32 protein-coding genes are annotated in these 26904 nt (G+C 66.9%); 14 read left to right on the top strand and 18 right to left on the bottom strand.

Translation table 11 applies throughout. The features are described from left to right. Positions 1–29 precede the first annotated feature (29 nt). On the top strand, positions 30–1928 hold the full coding sequence (locus tag QMO76_RS10730; RefSeq protein ID WP_306361048.1) for a CocE/NonD family hydrolase: 1899 nt from the start codon (positions 30–32) through the stop codon (positions 1926–1928). Positions 1929–1943: 15 nt separating this feature from the next. Here QMO76_RS10730 and QMO76_RS10725 read toward each other — a convergent pair whose 3' ends face one another. Then, positions 1944–2915 carry a GlxA family transcriptional regulator gene (locus QMO76_RS10725; protein WP_306361047.1) on the bottom strand — a complete coding sequence of 324 codons (972 nt, stop codon included), beginning with the start codon at positions 2913–2915 and terminating at the stop codon, positions 1944–1946. A 124-nt stretch (positions 2916–3039) separates the two neighbouring features. Between QMO76_RS10725 and QMO76_RS10720 the strand changes: the two genes are divergently transcribed. After that, entirely contained in the window at positions 3040–3645 is a 606-nt protein-coding gene (locus tag QMO76_RS10720; RefSeq protein ID WP_306361046.1) for an isochorismatase family protein, read from the top strand. On the opposite strand, the gene QMO76_RS10715 is transcribed toward QMO76_RS10720, so the two are convergent. Further along, the gene (locus QMO76_RS10715; RefSeq protein WP_306361045.1) at positions 3635–3880 is read right to left on the bottom strand and encodes a hypothetical protein; all 246 of its coding nucleotides are present in this window, start codon (positions 3878–3880) and stop codon (positions 3635–3637) included. The genes QMO76_RS10720 and QMO76_RS10715 overlap by 11 nt on opposite strands. Before the next feature lie 40 nt (positions 3881–3920). Then, positions 3921–4571: a hypothetical protein gene (locus QMO76_RS10710; protein WP_306361044.1), complete on the bottom strand. Its 651-nt coding sequence runs from the start codon at positions 4569–4571 to the stop codon at positions 3921–3923. Between the two features lie 18 nt (positions 4572–4589). On the opposite strand from QMO76_RS10710, the gene QMO76_RS10705 reads away from it, so the two are divergent. Further along, positions 4590–4841: a hypothetical protein gene (locus QMO76_RS10705; protein WP_306361043.1), complete on the top strand. Its 252-nt coding sequence runs from the start codon at positions 4590–4592 to the stop codon at positions 4839–4841. Positions 4842–4917: 76 nt separating this feature from the next. Here QMO76_RS10705 and QMO76_RS10700 read toward each other — a convergent pair whose 3' ends face one another. Further along, entirely contained in the window at positions 4918–5127 is a 210-nt protein-coding gene (locus QMO76_RS10700; protein ID WP_306361042.1) for a DUF397 domain-containing protein, read from the bottom strand. Next, a complete protein-coding gene (locus QMO76_RS10695) occupies positions 5114–6028 on the bottom strand; it encodes a helix-turn-helix transcriptional regulator (protein WP_306361041.1) in 915 nt (304 codons plus the stop codon). The genes QMO76_RS10700 and QMO76_RS10695 overlap by 14 nt, the downstream gene beginning before the upstream one ends. A gap of 178 nt (positions 6029–6206) precedes the next feature. Here QMO76_RS10695 and QMO76_RS10690 point away from each other — a divergent pair, with 178 nt between their 5' ends. Continuing rightward, positions 6207–6596 (top strand): hypothetical protein, encoded by a 390-nt coding sequence (locus QMO76_RS10690; protein ID WP_306361040.1) that lies wholly within the window; start codon positions 6207–6209, stop codon positions 6594–6596. Continuing rightward, on the top strand, positions 6583–6885 hold the full coding sequence (locus QMO76_RS10685; RefSeq protein WP_306361039.1) for a hypothetical protein: 303 nt from the start codon (positions 6583–6585) through the stop codon (positions 6883–6885). The genes QMO76_RS10690 and QMO76_RS10685 overlap by 14 nt, the downstream gene beginning before the upstream one ends. A 95-nt stretch (positions 6886–6980) precedes the next feature. On the opposite strand, the gene QMO76_RS10680 is transcribed toward QMO76_RS10685, so the two are convergent. From QMO76_RS10680 to QMO76_RS10670, 3 genes are all read right to left on the bottom strand, one after another. Beyond that, the gene (locus tag QMO76_RS10680) at positions 6981–8213 is read right to left on the bottom strand and encodes a VWA-like domain-containing protein (protein ID WP_306361037.1); all 1233 of its coding nucleotides are present in this window, start codon (positions 8211–8213) and stop codon (positions 6981–6983) included. Further along, positions 8210–9424, bottom strand: a complete 1215-nt coding sequence (locus tag QMO76_RS10675) for a MoxR family ATPase (protein WP_306361036.1) — start codon at positions 9422–9424, stop codon at positions 8210–8212. The genes QMO76_RS10680 and QMO76_RS10675 overlap by 4 nt, the downstream gene beginning before the upstream one ends. A gap of 107 nt (positions 9425–9531) precedes the next feature. Continuing rightward, positions 9532–10533 carry a hypothetical protein gene (locus QMO76_RS10670; protein WP_306361035.1) on the bottom strand — a complete coding sequence of 334 codons (1002 nt, stop codon included), beginning with the start codon at positions 10531–10533 and terminating at the stop codon, positions 9532–9534. 459 nt (positions 10534–10992) lie between these two features. On the opposite strand from QMO76_RS10670, the gene QMO76_RS10665 reads away from it, so the two are divergent. Both QMO76_RS10665 and QMO76_RS10660 read left to right on the top strand, forming a co-directional pair. Continuing rightward, entirely contained in the window at positions 10993–11331 is a 339-nt protein-coding gene (locus tag QMO76_RS10665; protein ID WP_306361034.1) for a hypothetical protein, read from the top strand. Further along, positions 11328–12020, top strand: a complete 693-nt coding sequence (locus tag QMO76_RS10660) for a PAS and ANTAR domain-containing protein (RefSeq protein WP_306361033.1) — start codon at positions 11328–11330, stop codon at positions 12018–12020. Before QMO76_RS10665 ends, QMO76_RS10660 begins: the two co-directional genes overlap by 4 nt. Before the next feature lie 115 nt (positions 12021–12135). Here QMO76_RS10660 and QMO76_RS10655 read toward each other — a convergent pair whose 3' ends face one another. The 3 genes from QMO76_RS10655 to QMO76_RS10645 all read right to left on the bottom strand — a co-directional run bounded on the left by QMO76_RS10655 (position 12136) and on the right by QMO76_RS10645 (position 13890). After that, the gene (locus QMO76_RS10655; protein WP_306361032.1) at positions 12136–12822 is read right to left on the bottom strand and encodes a histidine phosphatase family protein; all 687 of its coding nucleotides are present in this window, start codon (positions 12820–12822) and stop codon (positions 12136–12138) included. A 254-nt stretch (positions 12823–13076) separates the two neighbouring features. Continuing rightward, complete coding sequence (locus QMO76_RS10650) at positions 13077–13457, bottom strand: hypothetical protein (RefSeq protein WP_306361031.1); 381 nt, start codon at positions 13455–13457, stop codon at positions 13077–13079. 43 nt (positions 13458–13500) lie between these two features. After that, a complete protein-coding gene (locus tag QMO76_RS10645; RefSeq protein WP_306361030.1) occupies positions 13501–13890 on the bottom strand; it encodes a hypothetical protein in 390 nt (129 codons plus the stop codon). Positions 13891–14401: 511 nt separating this feature from the next. Here QMO76_RS10645 and QMO76_RS10640 point away from each other — a divergent pair. Beyond that, the gene (locus QMO76_RS10640) at positions 14402–15028 is read left to right on the top strand and encodes a Uma2 family endonuclease (RefSeq protein ID WP_306361029.1); all 627 of its coding nucleotides are present in this window, start codon (positions 14402–14404) and stop codon (positions 15026–15028) included. 157 nt (positions 15029–15185) lie between these two features. On the opposite strand, the gene QMO76_RS10635 is transcribed toward QMO76_RS10640, so the two are convergent. Continuing rightward, positions 15186–15977: an ESX secretion-associated protein EspG gene (locus QMO76_RS10635; RefSeq protein ID WP_306361028.1), complete on the bottom strand. Its 792-nt coding sequence runs from the start codon at positions 15975–15977 to the stop codon at positions 15186–15188. Next, a complete protein-coding gene (locus tag QMO76_RS10630) occupies positions 15974–17749 on the bottom strand; it encodes a hypothetical protein (protein WP_306361027.1) in 1776 nt (591 codons plus the stop codon). The genes QMO76_RS10635 and QMO76_RS10630 overlap by 4 nt, the downstream gene beginning before the upstream one ends. A gap of 205 nt (positions 17750–17954) precedes the next feature. Here QMO76_RS10630 and QMO76_RS10625 point away from each other — a divergent pair, with 205 nt between their 5' ends. The 4 genes from QMO76_RS10625 to QMO76_RS10610 all read left to right on the top strand — a co-directional run bounded on the left by QMO76_RS10625 (position 17955) and on the right by QMO76_RS10610 (position 22688). Further along, complete coding sequence (locus QMO76_RS10625) at positions 17955–18395, top strand: type VII secretion target (RefSeq protein WP_306361026.1); 441 nt, start codon at positions 17955–17957, stop codon at positions 18393–18395. Continuing rightward, positions 18392–20941, top strand: a complete 2550-nt coding sequence (locus QMO76_RS10620; protein WP_306361025.1) for a hypothetical protein — start codon at positions 18392–18394, stop codon at positions 20939–20941. Before QMO76_RS10625 ends, QMO76_RS10620 begins: the two co-directional genes overlap by 4 nt. 11 nt (positions 20942–20952) lie before the next feature. Continuing rightward, the gene (locus QMO76_RS10615) at positions 20953–21759 is read left to right on the top strand and encodes a hypothetical protein (RefSeq protein WP_306361024.1); all 807 of its coding nucleotides are present in this window, start codon (positions 20953–20955) and stop codon (positions 21757–21759) included. 314 nt (positions 21760–22073) lie between these two features. Continuing rightward, entirely contained in the window at positions 22074–22688 is a 615-nt protein-coding gene (locus QMO76_RS10610; protein WP_306361023.1) for a hypothetical protein, read from the top strand. A gap of 352 nt (positions 22689–23040) precedes the next feature. Here the strand turns inward: QMO76_RS10610 and QMO76_RS10605 are convergent, their stop codons facing one another. Beyond that, the gene (locus tag QMO76_RS10605) at positions 23041–23247 is read right to left on the bottom strand and encodes a hypothetical protein (RefSeq protein ID WP_306361022.1); all 207 of its coding nucleotides are present in this window, start codon (positions 23245–23247) and stop codon (positions 23041–23043) included. Between the two features lie 174 nt (positions 23248–23421). Here QMO76_RS10605 and QMO76_RS10600 point away from each other — a divergent pair, with 174 nt between their 5' ends. Beyond that, the gene (locus QMO76_RS10600; protein WP_195144398.1) at positions 23422–24288 is read left to right on the top strand and encodes a DUF5753 domain-containing protein; all 867 of its coding nucleotides are present in this window, start codon (positions 23422–23424) and stop codon (positions 24286–24288) included. 6 nt (positions 24289–24294) lie between these two features. Beyond that, the gene (locus QMO76_RS10595; RefSeq protein ID WP_306361020.1) at positions 24295–24630 is read left to right on the top strand and encodes a DUF397 domain-containing protein; all 336 of its coding nucleotides are present in this window, start codon (positions 24295–24297) and stop codon (positions 24628–24630) included. Between the two features lie 133 nt (positions 24631–24763). Here the strand turns inward: QMO76_RS10595 and QMO76_RS10590 are convergent, their stop codons facing one another. The 4 genes from QMO76_RS10590 to QMO76_RS10575 form a co-directional block, all read right to left on the bottom strand. Next, entirely contained in the window at positions 24764–25132 is a 369-nt protein-coding gene (locus QMO76_RS10590; protein WP_306361019.1) for a hypothetical protein, read from the bottom strand. Further along, complete coding sequence (locus QMO76_RS10585) at positions 25133–25426, bottom strand: transposase family protein (protein WP_372341943.1); 294 nt, start codon at positions 25424–25426, stop codon at positions 25133–25135. It abuts the gene before it with no gap. A gap of 104 nt (positions 25427–25530) precedes the next feature. Beyond that, positions 25531–26675 (bottom strand): IS3 family transposase gene (locus QMO76_RS10580; RefSeq protein ID WP_306361018.1). Its coding sequence is split into 2 segments (ribosomal slippage): positions 25531–26399 and positions 26399–26675, totalling 1146 coding nucleotides; the frame shifts between segments, so codons are not numbered across the junction. A 65-nt stretch (positions 26676–26740) separates the two neighbouring features. Beyond that, a complete protein-coding gene (locus QMO76_RS10575; protein ID WP_306361017.1) occupies positions 26741–26869 on the bottom strand; it encodes a hypothetical protein in 129 nt (42 codons plus the stop codon). Positions 26870–26904 lie beyond the last annotated feature (35 nt).

Here is a 26904-nt window from a genome sequence, read left to right as displayed (position 1 = left end):
CCCAGACAACGATGTCGAGAGGATGTTCCATGGCCGCGCCCATCACCCCGGCTCCCGTACCCCTGCCGCCCGACACCCGGTTCGATATCGGCCCGGAGCGGTTTCCCACGGTGCACGTGGACACCACGGTCACGATTCCCATGTCGGACGGCGCGGTGCTGTGCGCCGATCTGACCCGTCCCGCGTACCGGCGCACCGAGGCGGTGCCCGACGCGTTTCCGGTGGTCGTGAACTTCACGCCGTACAACCGGATGGGCAATCGGGTCGCCGGGCGGTTCGGACGGGTGGCGCGGCGTGCGGGGAACGCGGTGCGGCCGTCGGATCGGCGGCGCTTCCGCGGCCGCGACCTGCTGCACACTCCGGCCGGGGGCGCGGTGGACGTGTGGGCGTCCAATCGCACGCTGGTGTCGCGCGGCTACGCCGATCTGGTGGTCGACGTGCGCGGCACCGGCTCCTCCACCGGCACCTGGGACTTCTTCAGTCCGCGCGAGCATCAGGACTACGTCGAGGTGCTGCGGTGGATACGGGAACAGCCCTGGTGCGATGGACATCTCGCGATCACGGGCATCTCCTACGGCGGTATCGCCGCCCTGATCGCGGCGGGGCAGCGACCGGAGGGGCTCGACGCCGTCTTCGCCATCGTCGCCGGTGAGGACCCGGTGCGGGAGTTGGGCCTCACCGGCGGCGTGCCGACGCCCGGCATGGCGGTGTGGCTGGCGGCGGTGAACGCCGGGAAGTTCCTGCCCTCCCCGCGCGGTATGGTCCGCAACCAGGTGTTGCGACCGTACCTGCGGGATCGGTTCCGCTATCCGGCGAGCGGGTTGGGTCTGGCCGCCCGCATCGCCACCGGTGACGGTCACCCCGACGGCTTCCTCAACGACCAGTGGGCGGCCCGGCTGCCCCGCTTCGAGGACATCACGGCGGCGACCTGGATCCACGGTGCCTGGCACGACGTCTACAACCGCTCCAACTTCCACATGTTCGACCGGCTCGCGCTGACCGACGGCGCGAAGCAGGTGCTCGTCGACGATGGCTACCACATCAGCGTCGGCAGCGGATTCGGCGCACCCGGGAACCCGCCCGCCTTGGATGAACTGCAATGCGCGTGGTTCGACAAGTGGCTCAAGGGAATCGACAACGGCATCGACGGCTACGGGCCGGTGACCGTGCGGCGGCAGGGCGGCGGCGGATGGGTGACGCGGACCCGGTTCCCCGATCCCGCCGTCGAGGTGCGTCGGCTCTACCTCGGTGCGCGGTCCAGCGGAGCCGCCGATCACGCCGACACCGACGCCTCGCTGGAATCCCTTCCGCCCGAGGAGATCACCCGACTGCCGCTGCCCACCGTCCGAGGCAGCCTGGCCTCCGGCAATACCGCCCTCATGTCCCTGGGCGTGGCCACCCTGTTCGGTCGCCGCTTCGGAGCCGACGACCGTCGCGCGGAGGCCACCGCCGTCACCTTCACGACCGAACCGCTGGCGGCCGATCTGGTGCTGTGCGGCCCGCTCACGGTGCACCTGCGGGTGGAAGCCGATGGGACGGAAGCCTTCTGGTCGGTCACCGTCACCGATGTGGAGCCCGACGGCACCTCGGCGGCGCTCACCCGGGGTGCGTTGCTGTCCTCGCTGCGCGCGATCGACGAGCAGCGGAGCCGCTACGTCAACGGTGAGCTGGTCTTCCCGCATCACACGCTGCGCGCGGATTCGGTGCTGCCGGTGCTGCCGGGGGAGCCCTTCGACATCGATATCGAGATCAACCCCACCGAGGCGGTGCTGCGCGCCGGGCATCGCCTGCGCGTCGCCGTGGCCCCCACCAGCGTCCCCCGGCACTTCCTGCCGCCAACGGTGAAGCGAAAGATCAATGGTCAGACCATAGTTCTCGATCCCGACCATCCGAGCTATCTCACCTACCTGGCGGTTGCCTCGGATTAGCGTCGCGCGGAGATCTTAGGTTCGCGCGGAGATCGGCTCCGGCCCGCGGAAGGTGCCGCGGTACGCCGAGGGCGTGGTGCCGAGCGTGCGTGCGAACTGTTCGCGCATGGTCACCGCGCTGCCGTACCCGCACCGTTCGGCAACGCGTTCGATGCCGAGGTCGGTGGTCTCCAGCAGCCGCTGCGCCAGGACGATGCGCTGGGTAGCGATCCAGTCGCTCGCGCTCGTGCCTATGGTCTTTCGGAAGTGCCGGGTGAAGGTGCGGCGGCTCATGGCGGCATGCGCGGCCAGTCGGTCCACGGTCAGGTCGCCGCTCAGCTGCTCGATGGCCCAGCGCAGTGTCGCCGCAAGCGGATGCTCCGAATCCGTTGGCGGCAGGGGATGTTCGATGAACTGCGCCTGCCCGCCCGCCCGATGCGGCGGCATGACCAGTCGTCGCGCCACCCGATTCGCTAGTTCGGCCCCGTGCTGGCCGCGCAGCAGATGCAGGCAGGTGTCGATGGCGGCCGTGGTGCCCGCCGAGGTGACGATATCGCCGTCGTCGACGTACAGCGATTCCCGATCCAGCCGCACTTCCGGAAACCGCCGCGCGAACACGTCGGCCCACTTCCAGTGCGTGACGGCGGGGCGACCGTTCAGCAATCCGGTATCCGCCACCACGAACGCGCCCAGGCACAGCCCGACCACCCTGGCCCCACGCTCGTGTGCCGTCCTGATCGCCGCGAGTATCCCGATCGGCGCGGCCAGCTCCGGATCGGGCCAGCTCGGCACGATCACCATCGTCGCGTCCGCGACTTCTTCCAGGCCGAACCCGGTCGACACGGTGAATCCGGCCGTCGTCACGATCGGGGCCGCGCCGGGTGTGCACACCCGGACCTCGCACGGCGGCAGCTCCGGCGACGGCTGCTCGGCCCCGAACACCAGGCACGGCACCGACAGGTGGAACGGATTGATCCCGTCGAATGCCACGACCGCGATCACATCCATGGCGATCCTTCCGCTACCACTGGCCCGATTCCGTCGATTGTAGGCACGTGCGCCACTGTCGGTGGCGGTCCGGGTGCGCGATCGTGGATTCCGATCTGCTCACCCCGCGAAAGGACACACCGAAATGACCACTGCCGCACCGACTCTGCGCACCGTCAGCGGGCTCGACTCGCAGCCGCCCCGGCTCGCCGACGCCACCCTGGTGCTGATCGACTTCCAGAACACCTACACCACCGGCGTCATGGCGCTGCCGGACGCCGAGGCGGCCCTGGCCGCGGCCGCACGGCTGCTGGCGGCGGCCCGGGAGCTGGGCCGCCCGATCGTGCACATCGTCAATGACGGCGGGCCCGACGGCCCGTACGACATTCGCGCCAACATCGGCGCGATTCACCCCGCCGTCGCGCCGCTGCCCGGGGAGCCGGTGGTGGTCAAGCGGGTGCCGAACGGATTCCACGACACCGAACTCGCGGAGGTGCTGCGGCGGCTGGGCTCCGGGACGGAGCTGGTGCTCGCCGGATTCATGACCCATATGTGCGTGCAGTTCACGGCGGAGGGCAGTTTCCATCGCGGCTACCGCCCCACCGTCGTCGCCGACGCGACCGCCACCCGGTCGCTGGCGGGACCCGACGGCACCACCGTATCCGCCGCGGACCTCCAGACCGCCGCCCTCACCACCATCGGCGACCTGTTCGGCGTGGTCGTGCCGTCGGTCGACGCGCTCACCCGGTGAGCCGCACGGTGCGGAAGGCGAACCACACAGCGCCCGAACGAATGTCGTAGACGGCGACCCTGGAGACGGCGCGCGTGTCGAACGCGGCCGGGGCGCGGAGCCCGACACGGTGCTGCGCGGGGATTCCGGCGTCGTATCGGGGTTGGCCTCGGGCATGCTGACGGTCGAGCAGGCGGTCGCGGCAGGGGAACTCCGGGGCCGGGAAGCGGACCTGCTCACCGTGTTCGGGGGCCATTGAGCGCGGGGAGTCGACCGTCCGGTACCCCGGTCCGGCGTCAGGCGTTCGGCGGATCCGGAACCTGCACCTCGATCTCCCCACCCAGTTCGAAACCGCCCTCGAGATGCAGCTGGTCTCCGCTCCAGAATCGGCCCGGGTCATACCAATTGGGGCTGCGACGCTGCGGCAGCAACCCCATAGACTGATAGGTCGCGGCCACGATCTCCGCGCAGTAGGCGCTCTCCAGTTCCCGGGCCGCCGCGTCCCGGCGGCGCGGAATGCGGATCCGGCCGCGCAGCCACCGTCCGGCCAGGCTCGCGGTGGAGGGGAAGGGGGTCCCGTCGAGCCGGGCGATGGTGCGCAACAGGCTGTCTTCCATCTCGCGGGTCACCGGGCGATCCAATTGCCGCAACCAGGCCCGCTGGCCGTAGCGGTGCGCCCACACCAGCACGGCGTCGCGCAGATTGTGCAACTGCACGCCCCGATGCGCGGTGCCCGTCCACATATCGGGCAACGAGCGCCCCAGCTCCGCGTGCCAGATCAGCGCGGGCAGATCATCGAGCACCACCGACATGCCGACATGGTTCACCGGACTGTTCGTCGTCATCCGAATCGCCCGATCGGCCGCCGAATGCCCACGAAACAACCAGATGTCCCCGGTCCTGGTGAGCTCGATCGCCCGGTCGAGTCCGATGCTCGTCCCCGTCATGGACGTAGCCTATGCGGTATGAGGTGGTGGAAGGCAGTGGGATTGGCGGGTGCGGCCGGCGTGGTGGCGACCGGCGTGGTGGTCGTGCGCGCCGAGCGCCGCCGCCGCGCGTACACCCCGGACCAGGTCCGCGAACAACTGCACGCCCGATACGTGCGGGCGGCCGAGACGGAACCGCCCCCCGCTCCCGCACCCGAGGCCCCCGGAGGCCTCCGCGCCCGCATCCGTCGGCTACTGCGCCGCCGCAAACCGAGGAACCCGTCGGCCTAGGCGATACGCGCGGAATTCGGCATCGGCGGCATCGGCCAGGCCGACCTGCCGCCGCCCGGCGAGGCGGCAACGGAGATCAGGCCGGGCGGTCGAACTCCCCACGTGCCGTGCTCGCGGCGAACGCATCCCACACGCCCGGCGCGAAGACCAGGGCCGGACCGGTCGGGTTCTTCGAATCACGCACACCGACATGGTCTTCCGGCAGCCATGCGATTTCGACGCAATCGCTGGTGGCCCCGCTGTGGCTGCTCTTGAACCACGCGGTTCCGGAGTCAGGTCTGATCATGCTCGAACTCCTTCGTAACCCGGCGAGTGAACTCCCGGGTGGTCTTCTCGTCCAGCGCGGCGCTTCGAATCGCCGCCGCGTACCGACTATAGATCCGCACGTCATCGGGCTTTTCCAGGTATACGTCCTGGGTGGGGCCGCCTTCGATGAAGACGAGCGGCGGCTCGATGGGTGCGTCCGCGACGTGGTCGTCGAACTCGAGGATCGTGAACGATCCATGTGGCAATCCCCAAGGCAGCCCTGCCGAGAATGGGTACAGCCGCACGGTGACGTTGGGTCGCTTCGATATTTCGGCCAGGTGACGTAACTGCGCCGCCATGACCTGTCGCCCGCCGACCATCCGATGCAGAGCGGATTCGTGCAAGAGTACGTCCAGCACAACAGGATTGGTCTTGCGAGTCACGATGGTCTGGCGCTTCATCCGGTGCTCGATGCGACGGTCGACATCAGTGGCGCTGGTAAATCCGGGGTATGCACTGATGACAGCGCGAGCGTAGTCGGCGGTTTGCAGGAGACCCGGAACATGCTCGTGATAGGTGGTCAGCCGCCGCGCGGCGGCCTCGAGCCCGACGTACATGTTGAACGCGTCGGAATACAGCCCGCCGTAGGCGTGGTACCAGCCCTGGGTCCGAGCCAGGGCTGCGAGGTCGATGGCTGCGGCGGTGTCGGCGGGGCCGACCCCGTAGACCTCGCACAGTGCGCGCACGTCCTGCTTGCGCACTTTCTGGGTCTGACCGGCCTCGATGCGCTGGAGCGCGGATGGGGACAGGTCGACCAGCTTTGCGGCGGCAGCGAGGGTGAAGCCATTGGCGTCACGCCACTCGCGTAGGAACCGGCCGAGTTGCCGTCGCGGAAGTGTCGAACTCGGGTGGACCTCGATGTCGTCGTGCGTACTGGTCATACCGGCGTCCCTCTGCTGAATCGGATCGATCGGATCGCGAAATCGGGTGCGGTTTCCTGCCCTTTCGGTTCAGCTTATGGGGCTTCAGGAGACTTGTTCTCGGGTTTCCGATTTTCGTTATTCCGATCCTCGGCCGGTGCTGTGCTTGAACCACGACGAAGGCATGGGAGGTAACACGATGTCACGCAACAACCCGTGGTCGGTGCAGGCGATCATCGACCGCATCGAACGCGAGAGACGGCAGCCTCTTGCCCCCGAACCGGCGACCGGCGAGACCACCGCTATCGGGTACACCGTGCGCGGATTGTGGTCCTGCCACACCGATCCGGGCGACCTGACGGCCATCCAAGCCCACCACGCCATGCAGTTGCACCTGGGATGCGGAGTGGACCGCTGCCGAGTCCGGCGGCGCGCACGCGACGCACTGGTCGCCGCCGGGCGTATGGTTCTCGACGCACGCGCCACTCCCACCTCCGCCCCGCCGTCCACATCCTGGTTGACGCATCTGCGGCACGTACTGTTCGGCTACAGCGCAACACTTCTCGGCGGCCGCCATGCCCTCCGATGACCCCGACCGTATCGAATTCCAGGTCATCGTCGACGTCCTCGACACCATCGACGCCCGACTGCGCACCCACGAACGCCACGGCTGGCACCTGACCGTCCCCCGCTCCCACATCTACGCCGCCGTCCTGCACGCCGTGATCCGCAGCGCCCGCGCCACCCACACCTTCCCACCCACCCTCGACCGCGCCCCCATCCTCGACACCATCTTCGACGGCACCGAACCACCCCCGACCGACATCCCCTGCCCCCTCGCCGCCGCCATCACCGCCCACACCGTGAATACGAACTGACACAGTCCATTACAACTCGAGCCTACAAACCAGCGCCGCCCGATTCGGAGGCCGCCACCCGCCGTGCCGATCTCCCGACGTCGACTGTGGGCGGGCTATCCGATATCGACAACCCGGGCCCAGGTTGGAGGCGCGTCCGGCACGTAATCGGGATCGTGCCGCCGCCACGAACCGGCGCGGCGGAACCGGCCGATCACGGTGCGGCACGGTGGTTTGCGCGACGGCCAGGGTGTCTGCGCGTCGGTGAGCGCCACGATGACATCCGGACGTGGCCGAGCACGAAGGGCTTGGGCGAAGCCGGTGCGCAGATCGGTGCCGCCACCACCTACCAGCGGAATGCCCTCGGCCGCACACAACGGGTGTGCGATGCGGGCGGGCGCGTCGCAGGACAGCACCGTGACCAAGTCGCGGCGGCCGCCCACGGCGCGGGCGATGGCGGCGACTTCCAGTAGGGCGCTGCCCAATTCGGAGTCACTGACCGAAGCGGAGGTGTCGACGATGACGGTGACGCGCGGCGGGGTGCGCCGCAGGCTCGGCAGCACGACGCGCGGCACACCCGCCGCGCGCCGGGCGGGGCGACCGTAGCTGTAGTCCTCGCCCGCAGCGGAAGCGGAGAGCGCGGCGCGCAGAGCGCCGCCGAGGAGGTCGCGCCAGGCTTGTGGCGGGTGCAGCGCCTCGTCCGCCCAGCGCCGCCAGCTCTGTGGCGCATCGCCGGGGCGGCCGATGATGCCCTGTGCCACCCGGAATCGGACGGCGTCGCGCTGCTGCTCGGTAAGGGCGTCCGCGCCGTCGGGACCGAGGTCCCATTCGCGATCCATCCCGTCCGCCCCGCTGCCGCAATCCAGCCAGGCCATGGCCGGCGTGTAGGCGGTGAAGCGGAACTCACGCAGGTACTCCTCCATGAGCTTGCCTTCGGGCAGGTCGATATCGGCGGCGGTGATCGCGCTCTCCGGCCGGACCAATGCGTCGTCGAAGATATCGTCGTTGATCTCGAAATCGGCGGCGATATTCATCCGCAGTCGTTCGCCGGGGCCGGTCAATTCGTGCTCGCGGGCGAAACGTTCACCGCGCCCGTGGTGGTCGCGCAGCAGATGCGACACCTCGTGCACCAGTACGCCCGCCAGTTCCTCGACGGGCATATGGGCCACGAACGCGGGGGACGCATAGCAACGCCAGTACCGGTCCACACACATTGTCGGCACCCGGCGCGACTCGACGATATGCAGCGCGAACAGCGCGGTCGCCAGATAGGGCCGGACGCGGACGGCGTAGAGCCGCGCGGCGAAGAACTTGTCCACGTCCAACCCCGGCGATTCCGGCGCGGTCATCGGCCCGCCCGCACCAGCGCGGCGGCTCGGTCCGCGCGCTGCGATACCGACACCGCGCCCGCCAGCTGTTCGATCGCCGCCGGAACATCCCAATCCTCCTGGCGCAGTGTGGCGAGTGTCGTCGCGGGCACGACCACCAGATCCGGGGCACCGGTCTCGATCGCCTTGACCAGCAGCGTCCACGCCGCGTCCCATCGAGACTTCTCCGGATGCTTGCGCACCGCCGCCACCACACCGTCGAGCACGGCCTGTCGGAGATCGCCGCGCTCCGGCAGCACCGCCCGCGCCGGGTCCGCGAGCAAGGTTTCGGGATCCGGAAGTTCCATGCGGTCCAGGCTGGTCAGCAGTTCGAAGCCCGGCCCGTCGCCCACCGTGCCACGAATCAACAGCGACAACACATCTCGTGACGAGTTCGCGGCGGTGGCGAAGGCGATCAACCGCACCGCCATATCCCAGCTGCGCGGCGAGGCCCACGCACCGCCCCGGCGCGCCTCACCGGTCGGCATCCGATGCACCAGCTTCGGACGAGCCGTGAGCAGCACGCAGACCGCACGGCGGGCGAATTCGACAGCAGCCGCGAGCTTTTCCGGATCGAGCTGGGGGAGCACGGCCTGCGGCCAGACTCCGCCCAGTCCCCGTACCACCACCTCGTGATCGTGCACCCAGTTCAGGTGCACGAAACGGTTGGCCAGCGGCGCACTCAACTCCCACCCGTCGGCCGCCGACGAGCGGGGATTCGCCGCCGCGACGATGCGCACCCCGGGCGGCAGGGTCAGCGATCCGACCCGCCGTTCCAGCACCAGGCGCAGCAGCGCGGCCTGCACCGCGGGCGGCGCGGTGGACAGCTCGTCCAGGAACAGCAGTCCCCGCCCCGCCCGCACCAGCCGCACGGCCCACTCCGGCGGAGCCATCGGCACCCCCTGCGCGGCCGGGTCGTCACCGATGATCGGCAGGCCCGAGAAGTCCGATGGCTCATGCACACTCGCGATCACCGTGGTCAACGGCAGGTCCAAGGTCTGTGCCAGTTGCGTCAGCGCGGCGGTCTTGCCGATGCCCGGCTCGCCCCACAGCAGGACCGGGAGGTCAGCGGCGACCGCCAGCATCAGGGCTTCCAGTTGATTGTCGGGTCGCGGTTCCGTCGTCGACTCGCCGAGCAGGCGCAGCAGATCGGTCGCGATCGTGAGCTGGGAATCAGATGTGGAAGAAGGCATGGGGATTCACCTTGGGTTCGGAATGATCGAATGGGGTAGCGGGCGCGCCGCCGGGAGCCGACGTGTCGACCCGATGTCGTAAGGGGTTGTGACAGCGAGCGTTTCGACTACGACATGGCCGCTCCGCGAGCACCGGTGCGGCGATCGCGTGAGCGGTGTGCCCGCCGTTCTCGGACCCGGCGGGCTTCGGCATTGCGTGGAGGCGGGATGAGGGATGGTGATTGCGGGCCGGATCGATAGCGCCCGTAGGTGATCCGCTGTTCGGCAGCGGCTCGGAGTTCGTCGCGGAGCGCGCCGTCACGCAGCGCCGCCGCCGGGCCGAGGAGCGTCTCGACCAATGCCAGCACACCGGCGACATCACCGTGGACGAGACGTTCGCGGACACTCGCGAGGCAGTCCGGATGGCGGTGGACCTGATCGATGACCTGAAGGCAGGGCACGGGTTTCCCGGTCAGCGCGGCGAGCAGTTCTTCGCGATTGATTTCGCCTGGTTCGTGGTCCAACGCCGTCAGGACGCCGTCGACCAGGCCGATGCGGTGCAGCTCGCCGCGGCACTCCACGAACTCCGGACGCCCCGATTCCGGCTGCTTCCAAGCCGATTCGTCCCGCGGGTGGCCCGGACACAGTACGGCGGCGACCAGTGGATGGAGCCGATCCGCCGACAGTGCGCCGGTGCGAAGCAGTTCGAGATCGGGCAGGGTCCAGGTCGCGGCATCGGGCAGGATCGGAAGCGCCGAGATGCCGCCCGCCGGGTAATCCGGGACGACCCGCACACCGGGTGCGTCCGCCGTGAGCTCCAGGATCACCCGCTGTTTGGCCCCGAGCCGCACCTGAAACGTATTCTCCTGCCGCCCTTCGGCATCCAGCAGAATCCGCGCCTCGGCGGGCCAGCGCCCGACTGCGCATCGCTCGACGGGAACCGCCGCCGGAAGACCCGGAACGATCGGAGGCCGGTCGGCCTGCTCGACCCCGGCGCGGATGCGCAGCTCGTCGGTCCTGCGCACATCCCAGAGGTGACGGTGCAGATCCAGCCGGAAGCGGCGATTGGGCCTCGGATGTGGATGCGAGCCGGATTCGGTGCGTGCACCGTCCCACAGCGCGATACTCACTCGCTGTCCGGCATCCGCCCACGCGGGAGCGGTCCGAACCACCAAATATGTGGAACCGCGCCCACCCCGACCGGTTTCACTCCGATAGCGCGCCAGTGCGATCGTCGTACCCGGTCGTAGCAAGCCGTCGGGCGCGACCCTCGGCAGATGCCACCGCAGCAGATCCGGGGCCAGATGCGACAGGTCGTCTCGAATCCGAGCCGCGACTTCCGCACCGTACGTCCTCGCCGCGGACCGCAACCGCAGGTCGACATCGAAACCCGCGGCAGCACAAGCGCCTGCCCAATCGCCGACCCGCCGCCTGGCGGTAGCGTTGTCGATCATCGAAGCCGGCACGGCGAATTCGCGCACGCGCGGCCAGTGGGAAAGATGGGAATCGTCCCTCGTCGTCTGCACAGTGAGCATCAGCACTCACCTTGGACGAACGGGACCCCCAATCTGTGATCAGAAGGAATCATCGTGTCGATCGTAAAGCCGGATGCCGTCGCACGGCAAGCGCGGGCCGGGGGAGTCGGCGGCATTGGGGTCACCGAAGCTGCCGCTACTGGCCTGACCGCCCTTGCTCGACTGCTCGGCGGTCTCGGAGCGGTTGCCGAACTGTCCGCCGAGCGCCGAACAAACCATCAGCTGATCGAGAGACAGATCACTGCCGACCTCGACCGGCTCGGCGTAGACGGGGCGTGCGTGGATAACCCATCACTGCCGGTCGGGTTAAGAAAGCAGCCCACCGGTCCTATCGACGCGATCGAACCGAGAAGGCCGCCGCACGCGACGCGGACGGGCATACTTGCAGGGTGACAGATACTGTCGGCCCCGCTCGCGGAGCGACGCCGCGCGCGGACAACACCGATGAGCCGAACCATCTCGCCGCAGCGGACGAGCGAGGGTTCGGCAGCTTCCGCTTCTGGTTCGCCACCCAATGCTGGGAATGGTCGCCGGAGGTGTACCGCATGCACGGCTACGCCCCCGGTGAGATCGAACCGACCACCGAGTTGCTGCTGGCGCACAAACATCCGGAGGATCGCGAACAGGTGGCCGAAGCGATCGCGCGGTCACTCACCGAAGGCCACCCCTTCTCGAGCCGCCATCGCTTCCTCGACACCGCCGGTGGCGAACACCGCGTAATGCTGGTCGCCGACCGCATCCTCGACGCCACCGGCACCCCGGTCGGCACCGCGGGCTACTACATCGACCTGACCGACACCCTCGCCGAGGCCGAACGCGAAACCCTCGACGCCGTGATCCCCGAAGTCGTAGAGAACCGCGCCGCGATCGAGCAGGCCAAAGGCGTCTTGATGCGCATGTACGACATCAATGCCGACCAGGCGTTCAAGGTCCTGAAATGGCGCTCCCAGGAAACCAACACCAAACTCCGCGACCTGGCCGAAGCCCTGCTCAACGGCCTGCCCCAACTCCCGCCCCCGCCGCCGAACACGGTGGCCGCATTCGACCATCTGCTGCTCACCATCCACGAACAGATCCGCTGACCCGCACGCCGCACCGTGGTGGTCACGACCTCCGCGGCGGCGAGCGGCAATCGCAGACCGACCCCCACCAGGCGATTGTTGGTGCGTGATGGGGGTCGGCGGGCGGATAACGCACTCAGGCAGCGGGGCTGCCGTCCCAGGACACGAGCTTCCAACCCTTGCCCGGCTTCCCCTTCACGACCACCCGTCCGGTGTTCTGGATCGGGTCGGACTGCAGCTTGCTCACGTCCACGTCGTCGAGCGTCATCACGGCCCAGACCATCATGGCACCGCCGTGTGAGAAGACCACCGCACGCTTGGTGCCGCGATCCTGGATGCCCTGGATGGAGGCGTCCATCCGCTGCTTGAACTCATGGCCATCGATCGAGCCGGGGATGCGAGCATCCAGGTTGCCCTGCATCCACTGGAGCGGAGCGGCGAAGTAGCCCTGCATCGCGTCCCGCTCCGGTGTGCCCTCGTAGATTCCGGCCTCGATCTCGTGGAAGCCGCTCTCGACGACCGCTGGACGATCACACCGCTCCGAGACCGGCCCCGCCGTCTGCTGAGTCCGCACCATCGTCGAGACGTACACACCGTCGATGAACTTGCAGTCACCCAGGGCCCCGGAGACAGCCTCAGCTTGTACCCACCCCTTGTCGGTCAGCTCGGGGCCGGGGACGGAAGTGTCGATGAGACCGGACGCATTGCCGGTCGACTCGGCATGACGGACGAAGGTCAGCGTCATTTCACCGGGCGGCACCGCTCCCGCGGTACCGCCTCCAGCGGCCACGACTGCCACCGTGGCGACGACCGCTCCGATCACCGCCGACAGGCGAGATGCGATTGATTGCATGGATACTCCTCGAGTGATGCGGACCACACCGGAATAGGAATATGGCCTGCTCAGGGACGGTAGGTCTGGGTGCAGGCGGCCGCAAAGAGGTGTCCCGGTGAATGGTCGAGGGGGGTCGATTAGGCCAGCGGCCCGCTGCCCGAATTGATGCAGATGACTATCCATCCACACCGACAAGACCATCCTCGACGATCAAGATCAGGCACCGGCTACGACAGGGGCAGTCAAATGCTGTTGTCGTCCTGCGGTCGCTGGCGTTGTTCCCTTGCATGAAGGTCGGCCTCTCGTTGATCGGCCCACGCCCGAGCTTCCACGATGGCGTCCCGAAGGTCGGCAAGGTCCAGTTGCTCGCGAAGGTCTGGCCGGTCCAGGGTGAAGCGCACGTCGGGTGGCCCGTCGGGGCCAAGGGTGACGACGTCGATGAGCAGCCATTGTTGGATGTCTGTTGGTCGGCCACCGCCAGCGGCCGCCGATTCGAGCACGCGGTAGGTGGAGCCATCCGATCGGAGGGCCTCAACGGCCTCGAGCGCTTCCTGGCTTTGCCTTTTGATCGTTTTCAGGTCGTCATCGTCGGCGGCAAGTCCCGCATTTTCGACGACGGCCATGGTGGCGAGCAGACGTGCATGATGCTGGTCCAGCAAGTCCGAGTCAGGATTGAGCGAGTCGTCTCCGAGAGGCGAGATCGTTGCGCTTCTCATCCCGGAATAGGTGCCGCTGGTTCGTCTCCCTCCCTGAACAGAACCAGATTTCGCGCTCGTGGCTGCGATGAACCCGGACAGTCTGGCCACAGGTTTCGCAGATCGGAACTGGACGGAGCGGTGGAGTATCCGCGTACTGCTTCTCGATCTCCTCCAACGCGGCGAGGGCGGCAGCTCGATCGGCCTTCCACGCAAGCCACAGATCGAATTGGCATGCGACCCGGTGTGGGTGGCTGTGCGCAACGAGCGTCATCGCCTGTTCACGAAGGAACGGATCGTGGCTGCTGTCATCAGGGCAGTGATACGTGAGCGTGTGCGCTTCGGCGTCGTAGGCGACCACGCACGCGCGGGTAGTCGTTCCCGGCCCCACCGTGATGTCAGAGCTGACAGCCGATCATCGGCGCGTCTAACCCGGTTCTTCAGGTCGGCCCGGTCTCGTCGCTGCTTCTCCGCGGCCTGTCTGGTGGCATCGTCCCTTTGCCACTCAGCTGTGGTCGCGACCGTATAGGCAGATTGGTCATCGGTGAGACGGATCCGATCGTCGACCCGGCAGGTTCTGCAGCCCCGCGCCACGCCGGCGACAATCAGCTCTGTAAATGTGTGGCACCGCGGCCGTGCCTTTCCGAGACTCCTACAGTCGGCCATGTGGATCGTGCCGGTACCGGTGACAGCGACCTTGGCCGTGATTTGCGTCAGCGGGCCGGGGTCGACCCCACTCCCGCCACGGTCGACCGGACTGAAGGCGCGAATTGCCTCTGAGAAGCTGGGACCGGGCATCGGTTCCTCCTGACAGCGTGAACTAGCCTGAGGGTGGCGGGTCGCCTTCCCGCGTGACTGCTGTAGGAGGAAAGATGCCGGCTGTGGATGCCCGCGGCGAACAGCGGCTGACGGCTGAGGAGTTCCTGGCTGCGGACCCCGGAGACCTTGCTGCACGGTTCGGCGGGCCATTCGAGTTGGTGGATGGTCTCGTGGTGCGCTGTCAGGCGCAGAGTAGAGCCCATGACCGGGTGATTCACAGACTCCGCCGGGCGCTCGAGAACGCGCACACGCCGAACGATCCGTGCCTCGATACCGAGTCGGACACTCCTGTTCGCTTCCCCGACGCGGACAGCGCGAGCGTGGATCGGCGAGCGAACTTTCGGTTCCCCGACCTGCTGGTCATCGACTGCGGCCGATGGGATGCGACGACGGTCCTGCCGCATATCCGCATGGTCGTGGAAGTGGTATCCCCCGACAGCATCGGCGACGATACCGAGTACAAGCGGAAACTCTATGCCCGCACAGGGATTCCCGTGTATCTCGTCGTTCACTTCGCCGATGACTGGGAAACCGTCGAACGTATCGACGAGTTCCGTCTCGACTGGTCGAACAAACGGTACGGGCTGCACCGTGAGCATTGGGACGAGCTCGCCTTGGAGGAACCGATCAAGTTGCAGTTGCCGTTCACCGATCTCGATGGTGTGCGCCGGGAGAAGTGATTCCGCTGCTCGGGGACCCCGAGCAGCGGGCTTCGACCAGCAAGTCGCGGGGGCGCGTACCCGCCGCCAGTGGCGTGCAGATCGTCGCCCGACTACGAGGCGGAGCGTCAGCCAACAGCTCGCTTCCGAATACCAACTGGCCAAGGGCAGCAGCTGTTCAGCTGCCTCGTTCGTCTTTGATCACGCGGATGATGTCGGCGACGCATATGTTGATCATCGTGGTGAGCTTCTGGGCGTCGACGCCGATCGCCTTCCAGGGCGCCGCGTGCCGGATGGCGTAGCGGCCGTGGTCGGGCAGGTCGCGCCATTCCAGGCGGTGATCGGTGATGCCGCGGGGACCGAAGACCGAGTTGCCCTGTGCGACGTCGATGACGCCCATCAGCGTGGGCCGTACCCGGAAGAATCGCTTGGATCGCACGCTCACGATGCTGCCGTGGTCGGCGGCCGTGGGTGACCGCGCGATGCACTGGTCGAGATCGTCGGTGCCCGAAGCTGGTGCCGCCAGCGGGATTTCGGCCTGAGCGCCGGGCGCTTCGTCTGGCAGAGCGGCGACGACGGTGTCGGCCAGCGCGACGGGATCGCAGGCGGCGACGGTGAAGCTGCCACCCACGCCCGGAGTCTTGCCGGGTAGCTGGGTCACTACGTAACCGTGGCCGCCGGCGCGGGCGGCGAGGATGCGGATGCGTGCCTGTTCGTTGTCGGGATCGTCTGTGTCCCAGCCATTCACGGTGATCCGCAGGTCCGGTCGGGTGATCGCGGTGAGTACGTGGTCGAATGAACTGCCGTGGGTGGCGTGCAGCCGCTCGCGGGTTTCGCGCTTCTCCCGCAGGTAGTCGTAGTACGACGGGGTCGGGCTGATGATGGTGAATGGTGACGGGAGCAGCTCACCGGTCGCGTTCTCCCACAACACGGCGAGTTCGAGATCGGTGAAAGTCCACGTGCGGGTCATGAGTCGGCTACCGGCTTCACGACTTTCGGTGCCTCGCCCCAGGACTCGGCGAGGTACTCGGCGGAGTTCAGGTACTCCGCTCGCTGATGCTGCTTGCCCTGCCCATGCCCTTGCCCCGGCCCGGCCGCACCGGCGCCCGGGGCCATCGGCCCCATCGTGGTCGGGGAACCGCTTCCGGAGGCGAGAACGGCGCGTGTCGAGGTCGTCGCCGCATCGTCGGCGGCGGCTGCGGCCCTGGGGAACAACGACGCCGAGGTCGTCCGCAGTTCGGGGCTCGGAGAGGTGGGCGAGGTCGGGCTTCCACCGCCACCGCCGGGGATCCCCGCCGAGGGCTTACCGTCCACCGCCGTGACGGGGAGTCCGGTAACGGGGTCGAGCGTGGTGGCCGGGTCCTGGCTGGTGACCTGTTTCGTGGTCTGCTCGATGCCCTGCTGCACCGTCTGCGCGACCTGCTGCGCGATCTGCTGGGCGGCTTGAAGGCCTTGCTGCACAACCTGAGTCCCCTGCTGGAGCAGAGTCTGTGCCACCTGCTGCGCGGCCGCGAGCGCCTGCTGTTCCAGCGTGGTCTGCGGCGTATCCTGCGGCTGGGTAGTCGTCACGGGCGAGTCGGGCTGTGGTTCCGGTGTCTCAGTGGTCACGGGCGGTGTTGTCGGGGAGGGAGATTCGGCCGTGGTGGTGCCGGGCGCTTGGGGCGTTTGCTGTACCTGAGGCGTGGTCACCGGTTGCGCGCTGGGCACGGGCAGGCTGACCAGCGCGGCGTTGTAATTGATCAGCCCGGTGCAGTAGTAGAGCTCGCAGGCATGCTGGTAGGTGCTCAGCGGCGCCAATGCGGTCTCCTTGCCGCCCAGCATGTACCCCTGCGGGTTACCGGGCAGCGCGGGATCGTCCGGCAGCGGCGGCATGGCGTTCTTCGTCTTTTCCAGCCAGTCCGAGATACCCGCCAACTGGGAGCCGACGGTATTCGCCGTGTCGGCCAGCGCGGCACCGTCGTCCACCCGAGCCCGCACCGCGCGTCGCGCCATCTCCGCCGACGGCCCGACCCATCCGGACTGGATCGAATACTCGCTGCCCTGCCCGCCCTCACCCAGCGCGGTGCGCTTGAACTCGTCGACGCCGGTCCGGATCTCGGTCGCCATCCACTGCCAGTACGCCGACACCGCGGTCACCGCCGCGTGGTTGATACTGACACCCAGGTCGTAGAGCGGCCTCCACTTCTTGGAGTACGGATTCTCCGGATCCACCGCCCGCCCGTCATCCGGCTTCGTGTACTGTCCGACCACCGACCCCGGCCCCAGACCCACCAGCGCCGCTCCCCCAGGCACCGGCACCGGATTGATGCTCTGCTCGGAGGCGGGAACATCCAGACTCGGACGCGAGGAGTAGGAGTCACCAATCGCTCCGGAGATCGTGAGCCCCTCGAAAGCAGCAGCGGAGTCGGCTTCTGCATTCTCGAACACCCGCGCAGCCGCCTTGAACGTGTCGGCCATATCGCCCAGCAAGGCGATATGTGTGCCGAGAATGTTCTCCAATTCGCTAGCGAGGGCGGAGTATTCGTCGGCGAGCTTGGACCCGGAGGGGAAATCGGCGTGCGGTCCCGCGAACGGCGACAGACCCGTCACATCCGCGGTGGCCTTCCGCACCGCCAGCAACCTGCTGACCAGGCCGTCGCAGGCGGCCACCCCGATCGCCGCCGCGGCCGGATCGAATTGCACAGTGCCTTGGGCGACCTGGCCCTGGACATCACCGAATGATGGAGTTCCCTCGCCGGCCACGACTATCTCCACCCTCCCCGATGCCCTGCGCTCCGATCCTCGCGATACGGGCCGACCGTATCACCGCAGCCAGCTCCGGACGAGCCATGGCACCCCAGCCTCCTCGCAGTCCACCATTCGAGGATCGAGAGCGAGGACCGCGCCCCGCTGAGCGGAACGGTGCTACAGGCGTACCGCTCTCATCACCGCCACCCGTGCAAAAACGGTGCGCTACCGGCGGATCCGTTGCCGGTTCGTCCCGGTCGGCGATGCGAGGCACGCACGTGTTTCTGATATTGTCGCCGCGACGGATAGCAAGGGGGCGATCATGCAGGTATCGGCTGAGGAACTGCGCCAAGCAGCGACAACCTTCGACGGCCTTGTCAACACGATCAACACGTTGCCGACCATCGAATCGACCGACGGCCCGATGGGTGGGTGGACCCGGTCGGCGTTCATGCAGGGGTCACAGACCGCGCCGGAACTCGACCGCATCGAGTCGGTCCGGACAGCGGCGATGAAGTCGGTCGCCAACCGCTACACTCAGTTCGCGAGCCTGCTGCGCGTGTCGGCGGACACCTACACCGACACCGATCTCGCTGCGGCGGAGTGGTTCATCGCGCTGGGTGATTTCAACAGCGGGGAGGCCGGGGGTACATCGGCGTGACCGAGACCCCGCCGCCGTCGAAGAGCCAGGTGATGAACTGGAATGTCGACCTCGCTTCGATCGCCACGCCCGCGGAGAAGATCGCCCAAGGTTTGCGCGATGCGGCCGACGACATGGACCGCACCATCGACGGCATGAACTGGTCTGGGGAAGGCCGCGACGGCGCGGACTACCGCTCCGACCGCGAACGCCAGCAGATGCGGCTGCTCGCCGACCAGTGGGACAACCTCGCCGAAGTCGGCCGGAACCGCCAGAACTCGCTTGGCGGACTGGTATCCACCGCGCGGACCACGGTGACGACGGTGCAGGGTGACGGCTTCGACGTGGCCGAGGACTGGACGGTCACCGACCGCTACAACTATCCCAAGGCATTCGCGGCGATCACCGGTGACAGTGATTACGCGCAGTCCTCCCGGGACCAACTCACGCAGCTGCAGACCAGCCGAGCGAACGACGCGCAGAACAACACCGTGCTGCTGCAACGACTGGCCGCGTCCATTGGCGCCGAGGACGCCGCCACGGCCACCGACATCCGCAACACCCTCAACTCCATCGAACAACTGGCACCGGACTCGACCACCGAACTGAGCCCCGCGGACGCCGAACAGGACGGCAAGGCCATCGCCGACGGCACCGCCACCAAGGAAGAGATCGCGCGGATCACCGAGCGGCTGGCCAAGACCGGGCTCACCGCCGAACAGTTGCAGATGATCGAAAACGGCCAGACCGTCGACCTTCCACCCGGCGAGCTGGCCTACTTGCAGGCGTTCTACGGCTACGCGGGCAAGGACGGGCTCCTCGGACTGTCCGAGCAGCTGGAGACGGACGGTTCCCCCGAGGCGCAGGCCCTGCAGACCTACCTTGCCAATGGTCTGCTCACGCTGTCTCAGGAGAAGGTCGTCACCCGCGACAAGGACGGCAACATCCTCGACACCGGGGGCATGGACAAGCTGGACCCCGAAATCACCGAGCTCATCTCGACGCGGCCGTCTTTGGGTGGTGACCTGCCCGACGCGACGACCGTCAGTCTGGCCGAGGAGTATCGCGGTGGCCCAGCGGATCGAGGCGAGTACGTCAGCGACCTGAAGACTTTCGGCAATCTGCTCGCCAGCTCCAGCACCGGTTACGACCCGGGTACCAAGCTGGGTGTCGAGTTGACCCGTCAGGGCGCGCACTTGGCGGGGCTCGATGACCAGGGCTTGCTGACTCAGGTCGGTGACAAGACCATCGAGCAGTACGTGCAGGTAGGAACCCGCAACGAGGACTCCAACTACGCGCTGATCACCGGCAAGGGTACCGACGAGATCCCCGGCAATGGCGATAACGGGCTCTCTGCCGAACAACTCCTTGGCCCCGGCTACCAGCGCGAGAGCGTGATGGTGCCGTTGCTGTCGCACGAGTGGGACGACGACGGCGCCGCGGTCGGCAAGGGCCTGTTCGGGTGGATCGACGATGACGCGCGGGTGGAGGGCGAGGCACCGACCGTGGCGAACCGGCGGGCCGGGGAGGCGGCGTTCGGGCTCGCGCAGATCCTGTCCGACACAGAGGGCAGCAACCTGCACGAGCGGTGGCTCGATATGGGCATCCCCGAAGGCGGGGAGGACGACTCCCTCGGCCAGGTCAACCCCGAACTCACCCGGTCGATGGCCGAAGCGTTGGTTCCGTATGCCGGAAGCCTGGTCGGCATGCCCGATGATTACACGGGCACCGCCGGGTTCGGCGACCTCGGTGGCCCCATCGAGACGGTGCGGGTCCTGTCGGTGCTCGACGGTGACATCGTCGCCGGTACCACCATCAATGGGGCGATGCTGTCGGAATCCATGCGTATGAACGAGACGTACGCGTCGATGGTCACCTCGGGCGAGGAGGTTGCCCCCAAGCTGATGGGCGAGTACGCCAACCGGTTGACCTGGGCTGTCGAAGCAGGCCTCGATGCCGAATACGCCGAACGCGACGCCGACACCGACGCCCACAACGATCGAATCAGCGACAAGAAGACCATGTTGAACGCTGCCTATACCGCCGCGCAGATCGGTATCGGTGGTCTCAGCGCTCCGGCAGCCGGCGTAATGGCGCTGACGGCATTTCCCCAAGCCGATATCGTCGACGCGCTCGGCGGCGCGGAGCAAGTGACCGAGCCTCGCAATCCGGCCTACCGCGAAGGCATTGGCCCGATCAACTACGAGTACAACCCGACCACCGACGGTACCGATACGCACCGCAACTACGCGTTCCTGCAATCACTCGTCCAACAGGGCACGATCGACGTGAACGCCCTAGACCCAGCACTCACCAAACAAGTGGACGGCAAAACCGTCCTCGCGACCTTCGACGACTACCAAAACAACTTGAAGAGCATGCGCTTCAACACGCAGATCACGTCCACTAATGCGGTGACCAATGCGCTGACCGCAGCTGGCGTCGATGAGACCAAGGCCGATGACTATTTGGATGCCGCGGACAACCCCGCCTACCAGAAGAGGTACAACGACCTGATCGCGAACGGACCCACTGAGGACAACGGTAACGTATGGATCTACCCCTAGGGATGGAGCAGATGAGCAGGCGGACGGCGACGACATTGGTGGCCGGGATCCTCACTGTCGCGATGGCGGCGACCGGCTGCGGTGATTCCGCGACCAGCCCGGCCGACCCCACTCCTGCCGGGGAGCGCCCGTGTACCGATATCCCGATCGTCGCGGGCACCTACAAGCCGCCTCAGCAGGTATGTGACGCCACGATGGTGTGGTCGGCAGAACCCGGTATCGACCTCTACACGCCCGAAGCAACCCTGATCCGCGCCACCGATGAAGCCGATCTCATCGCCCTGTACGCCGGGCTCGACTACAGCTATCCCGGATACGCGGCGGCCTTGATGGACCCGACAAGACTCGAACGCTACGAAGAAGGCGAAGGTCACCGGACGGTTTTCGGCACCTTGCGGTCCCATGTATGGCAGATTCAGCCGAACGCGAACGGATTCCACGCCGAACTCTGTGGCCTGAACAACGAGTCCGCCGCCACGTCACCCGGGGCCCCGGAGCTGAGCAGGCCTAACAACCGTGGCGGCTACCAAGGAATCGATTTCGTTCGCACCGGTGCGGCGGTCGAGACACCGGTTACGGCCACTCCGTATGCCCCGGCACCGGATCGGTTGCATTGGCAGGCACCGACGTACAACGTGTTCGACGGCTGGACCGTCAGTTTCGAAACTGGCGAGGACCCAGAAGCAGCGGCGCGGTGCGATGCGTGGGCGCTGAGTCTGTTCCCTGATCTGCCCGCTGGGCTGGGTGACTCGACACCCCTCGACACCCCTCCCGTGCCCCAGCCCGCGTACCCAGGCTGGCCAGCCCCAGCAGTCTGACCGTCGTGACGCCTGCGTCCCACCGATGACCAAGTGCGGCTCACTGTTTCGAGGAGACCGGGAAGAATCATGAGTGCTCTGAACCTCCCACCCGAACTCCGGGCACTGCTGAATACGCCACGGGACGAGCCCGCCACCGCGCCGGAGCCCGACAGCCCACCTCCAGGCACCAGCGCACAGCAAGGTGCCGAACCTAGCTGGGCAAGTGAAATGAGTTACGAGGAACGGAAATTCAGGTCCGAGAACTCCCGTATCGCCGCGGAACCGCCCTGGTGACAATAGCCACGAGAAGAACACGTGACGGAGAGCGACGAGTGAGCCACCGGATGGCGGCTATCCGTGCGAGTGTCGGCCGGACGCTGGTGACCGTGCCGATCGCGGTGGTGCTCCTGTTAGACAGTGCCTGCGGCAATACCGCCGAGAGTGACCCGGTGGCGCGCGACCAGCCTACGATCGCGACAAGCGAGCGAACTACCTCTGCCACACCGCGATTCGAAGACGAAGTCGTCGATGGAGAGTGCTTCCTCACCGCGGCGGAGATGAGCACTCTCGCCGGTGTGAGTGTGGACACCGCCGAGAATGTGACGGCCACGGGCCTCGACGGCTCCGCGCACAGCAGGTGTGAGTACAACCGCGGCATGGGGACGTTTCGGCTTCCCATGGCGTCGATCAGCGTCCGTCCCCCGGACGAGGGATTGCCCATCGACCTTGTCGTGGCACTGCACACCCCGGATGACAGTCGCACGATTCCGGGGATCGCCCGCGCGGTGGTTATCAGCGAGGAGACCAGCGATCTTCGGGTCTGGATCTGTACCGACCACCTCGCCGTGACGGTATTGCTCAGTACGAACGGCCTGCCGAGCCTGCCGACCGACGAGCAGTGGGCGGACGCGGCCCGGCGGATCGTCGCCAGACTGCCGGCGCGGTGATCCGATACGGAGGGTATCGCGGCGCTGGCCGCGCGGTAGCGGTCGGTTACGGCGGATTTCCAACTCGTCCGGATTGTGCTGCGGTGGGGGCGATTTCGCCGGACCCCGGCTGACTGTCCCGTGTGTACCGCTCGGTCGCAGTGCGGACCAGGCAGTCCCAGCGGGGATGGTCGCGATGAATGGCGTGAAGTGCCACGGCCCGAGCCTCGGTGAGGTCCAGTAGCTCGACGTGACACAGGTATTCGGCCAGCATCCCATCCGCGGCGACGAACATATGTGTACAGGCAGGCTCGGGCATCGCGGTGGTCCTTCCGGTATGCGGTGGTCACGAGGGCTCGCGGGCGGGTCGTGGTTATCGAGCTGCGATCGGCTCGCCTCGGCGGTCTGGGTGATCGGCCGCGAGGCGTTCGCTCTCGATCCGGGCGGCAATGCTGTGCACGGTGAGTGCCTCGTGAGTGGCCGCGTGTGCTGGGTGAGCAGTGGCGGACAGCGGCGCGATGATCCACGTGATCAATCCGCCCAGGCCGACTCCGAACAGAAACGGCAGTGCGAAGGACATCATCTCCAGCTCCTGGCGTCGTTCTTCGGTCTCTCCGGCCTCCGACCGAAGTGATGCCGATCACGAATTCGATGCAAGCAAGGCTATCCGGCTTGTTACAAGTAATCAATCAAGTGTCTATTTTGTCTGGATACCAGTGCGGTACCGTAGGGGCGTCTACCCGAAGGGAGCGAGATGGCCCGGACCTCCCCCGCCGTTGCCGGATGGGAACTGATGCTGCGACTCCGCGAGCAAGCCAAGCGGCGCGGAGTGTCACCCAAGGAGATCGTCAACGCGCTCGACGTCAGTCAGCAGTACTGGTCGTTGCTCGGCAAGGGCAAGGGGTTGCTGACCGAAGAGAAGCTGCGAAAGTTACTGGACCTCCTGGATTTCGAGGCCGATGAACAGGAAGAGCTGCTCGAGCTTCGAATGGTCGCGAAGGGGCGTGGTTGGCAGTCCGAGTACTCGGGACTGTTCCACGATGAGCTGATGCGCTACTACGGGCTGGAGGACGGCGCGCAGACTATTCGCAGCTGGGAATGCGCGGTCATCCCCGGACTGCTCCAGACCGAGGACTATGTCCGCGCGTTGATGTCGGCGATTACGGCCACCGGCCGCCCGACCGAGGCCGAGCAGCGGGTCCGGGCGAGGTTGCGACGTCAGGCTCGGCTGGATGAGCCAGAGGCCCTTCGCCTTTCGGTCGTAATCGGTCAAGCCGCCCTGATGCAGCAGGTCGGTGGCCCGGAAGTCCAGCGTCAACAGCTGGTGCATCTGCTCGAACTGGCGGACGAGTACGCCGACACGCTCGACCTACGTGTCATCCCCTTCGACGCACAGGGGTCGATAGCGGCAATGAACACCTCAACGTTTCATCTACTGGACTTCGTCAGCCCTCGGTTGCCAACGGTCGGCTGGGTCGAGGCCGCGCTCTTCGTTCAGGTCGTGGAGGACTCGAGGCGGGTCGCCGAACTCGAATTCCTGTACAACCGAGTACATACGATCGCGCTGGGCCGTGAGGATTCGCTGCGTTTGATCGACAAGACCGCGCGCCGGATAGGGTGAAACACCGTGAGTTCCGCTTGGTACAAGTCCACATACTCTGGCTCCGAAGCGACCTGCGTCGAAGTCGCCCACCGTGGCGACGCCGTGCTCATCCGCGACAGCAAGTTCACCGGACCCTCTGACGAACAGCCGATCGTCTCTGTCGCCCCCGCGCAGTGGCGCTCTGTGCTCGATCTGGTCCTGAGCGGCGAATCCGGAGCGGCTGGCGATGTGAGCATCTCGATCGATCCCTCCGCCGGTGCCGCCATGTCCGATTGTTTCGTGACGCTGTCCTACAACGCGGCCGAATGGGACGCCTTCATGAAGGGGGTCGCGGACGGGCAGTTCGACCGCCGGGCGTGACCGGCTTACCCGCCGCGTCGGAACCTTCGGAGAATTCGAGCTGTTGGGCCATCGGCCCCTCGGATTGGGAGCACCCGCCACCGACCCGAAGAACCCTCTGCAACACCCCAACCGCTTGACATGTCGGGCAGGGTCAACGGCCCGCCCCGAATCCCACGATGGCGGAGTCGGCTGAGTTCTCCGATCCGGATGGGCAGACGACGATGGTCGCGCCGGGCACCGGTAACACGGTGGCAAGCTGGTCGAACTGTCCACAAGACTTGACGGTCGTCGTCGTGGTCACCGACCCGCCGATGCGGCTCCATGATCGCAGGTCGCGGTGGCCGTTCTGGCCGGCCCACTCGTCGACCTCCAAGAGCTCGTCGGCGAGGAACACGCGATACCTCGGACGCGGGCGTGTACCGGTTTCCTCGGCCAGTTGATAGCGCGGCAAACCGGTATCGGCATCGAGAATTTCGGAGACGATAGGATCTCGCTGTGCGAAAAACTTCCGGCCCCTCATCTAGACGATCCCCACCCGATTAGCGCAAAACTGTGGCAACGCATGGGAAATCAACTCCGGCCCGTTGTCCATGCGCAGCACCCGAGGCGGGCCGCCGCGCGCGGTGAACACCCGCTCGAGTTCGGCGACCAGTCTCTCGGCGGTGATCGACCACTCCACCACGTGCAGTAGCGATTCACGAGTGTGCTCGTCGATCATCGACGCGATCTTCACCGCACGGCCGTCGATGGTGGAGTCGAACTGGAAATCCAACGCCCACACCACCTTCGGCGCGTCCGCCTCGACCGGCGGCACCGACGAGACGTCGGCCCGCTTGCGCGGGCAGTGCGCGCGCACTTGTGAGCGGTCCCTGATGCCGAGACCACCCGGGAATAGAGCCGGGTGATTTCGTACCGTGTTCAGTTGGTCCCGCAGGCCACCGGATGGTGGGTGTGGGTGCAGGCCGCAGCGTACTCGGCCGGCGTAAGGTAGCCCAGCGCCGAATGCCGGTGCCGCAGATTGTGGTCGACCTTGAAATCGCCGATCACCACCCGCGCCTCTAGCAAGGTGATCCAGTGGTTGCGGTTGAGGCACTCGGTCCGTAACCGCCGGTTGAACGATTCGACGAAGCCGTTGTCCCAAGGCGGGCCCGGCGGAATGTAGGAGATCCCAACCCTGTCGGCGCAAAACCGTTGCAGTGCAGACGAAATCATCTCCGGCCCGTTGTCCATCCGCCGCACCTTCGGTGGGCCGCCGGTCTCGGCGAACACCTTCTCCAGCTCGGCAACCAGCCGCTCGGCGGTGATCGACCGTTCCACCACGTGCAGCAGGGATTCGCGAGTGTGTTCGTCGATCATCGATGCGATCTTCACCGCCCGCCCATCCACGGTGGAGTCGAACTGGAAATCCAACGCCCACACCACCTTCGGCGCATCGGCCTCGACTATCGGGACCGAGGAAATCCCGGCCCGTTTGCGCGGGTGGTGTTGCCGGACCTGCAGGCCCTCCTCACGCCAGAGACGGTGGACCTTCTTGAGGTTGACGCCCGCGCCCTCGTCGAACCGCAGGGCCGCCCAGGCACGCCGGAACCCGTGCCCGGGATTCTTGACCGCGTACGAGCGCAGCCAGGCCCGCATACCGGCGTCCGGATCGGTCGGGGTGTCCTTGATCGGCAGCCGCCGATAGGTCGACCGATTCAGCCCAACGACCTTGCACGCGAACCGTTCCGACATGCTCTTGACTTCGCGAAGCATGTCCACGGCGCGACGCTTGGTGGCTGGGCTCAGAATTTTCCCCGAGCGATCTCCCGCAACGCGTCCTTCTCCAGCTCGGCATCGGCGAGCAGCCGCTTCAAGCGGGCGTTCTGCTCACGCAGCTCTTTGAGTTCCTTGGCGGCATCGGTGTCCACACCGCCGTACTGGCGGCGCCAGTTGTACAACGTCGCCGCCGATACCCCGATCTCGGCGGCAGCCTCCTCGCCGGTCTTACCGGCGGCGGTCAGCTCGTCGGCACGGCGCAGCTTCCGCACGATGTCTTCCGCGGAATGCCGCTTGCGTCCTGCCATATCGATCAGTGTCCCTTCTCGGCCCTCACCAGGCCATACAGGACTCTAATACCAAGTGGTCTCATTCACCGGGGACGGCCCACCCACAGCTCCGCAGCGATCTCGCCGCCAGACTTGCCGACTGCGGCCAGCTCGTAGGCCCGGCGCAGCTTCCGTACGATCTCCTCAGCGGAATGCCGCTTCCGTCCAGCCATGTCCTTCATCGTCCCTTCCAGCCCTGACCAGCAGG

The sequence above is a fragment of the Nocardia sp. CC227C genome, from assembly GCF_030767025.1.
In the GTDB taxonomy this organism is placed as follows: domain Bacteria; phylum Actinomycetota; class Actinomycetes; order Mycobacteriales; family Mycobacteriaceae; genus Nocardia.
This window is presented reverse-complemented; position numbering and strand designations above follow the sequence as displayed.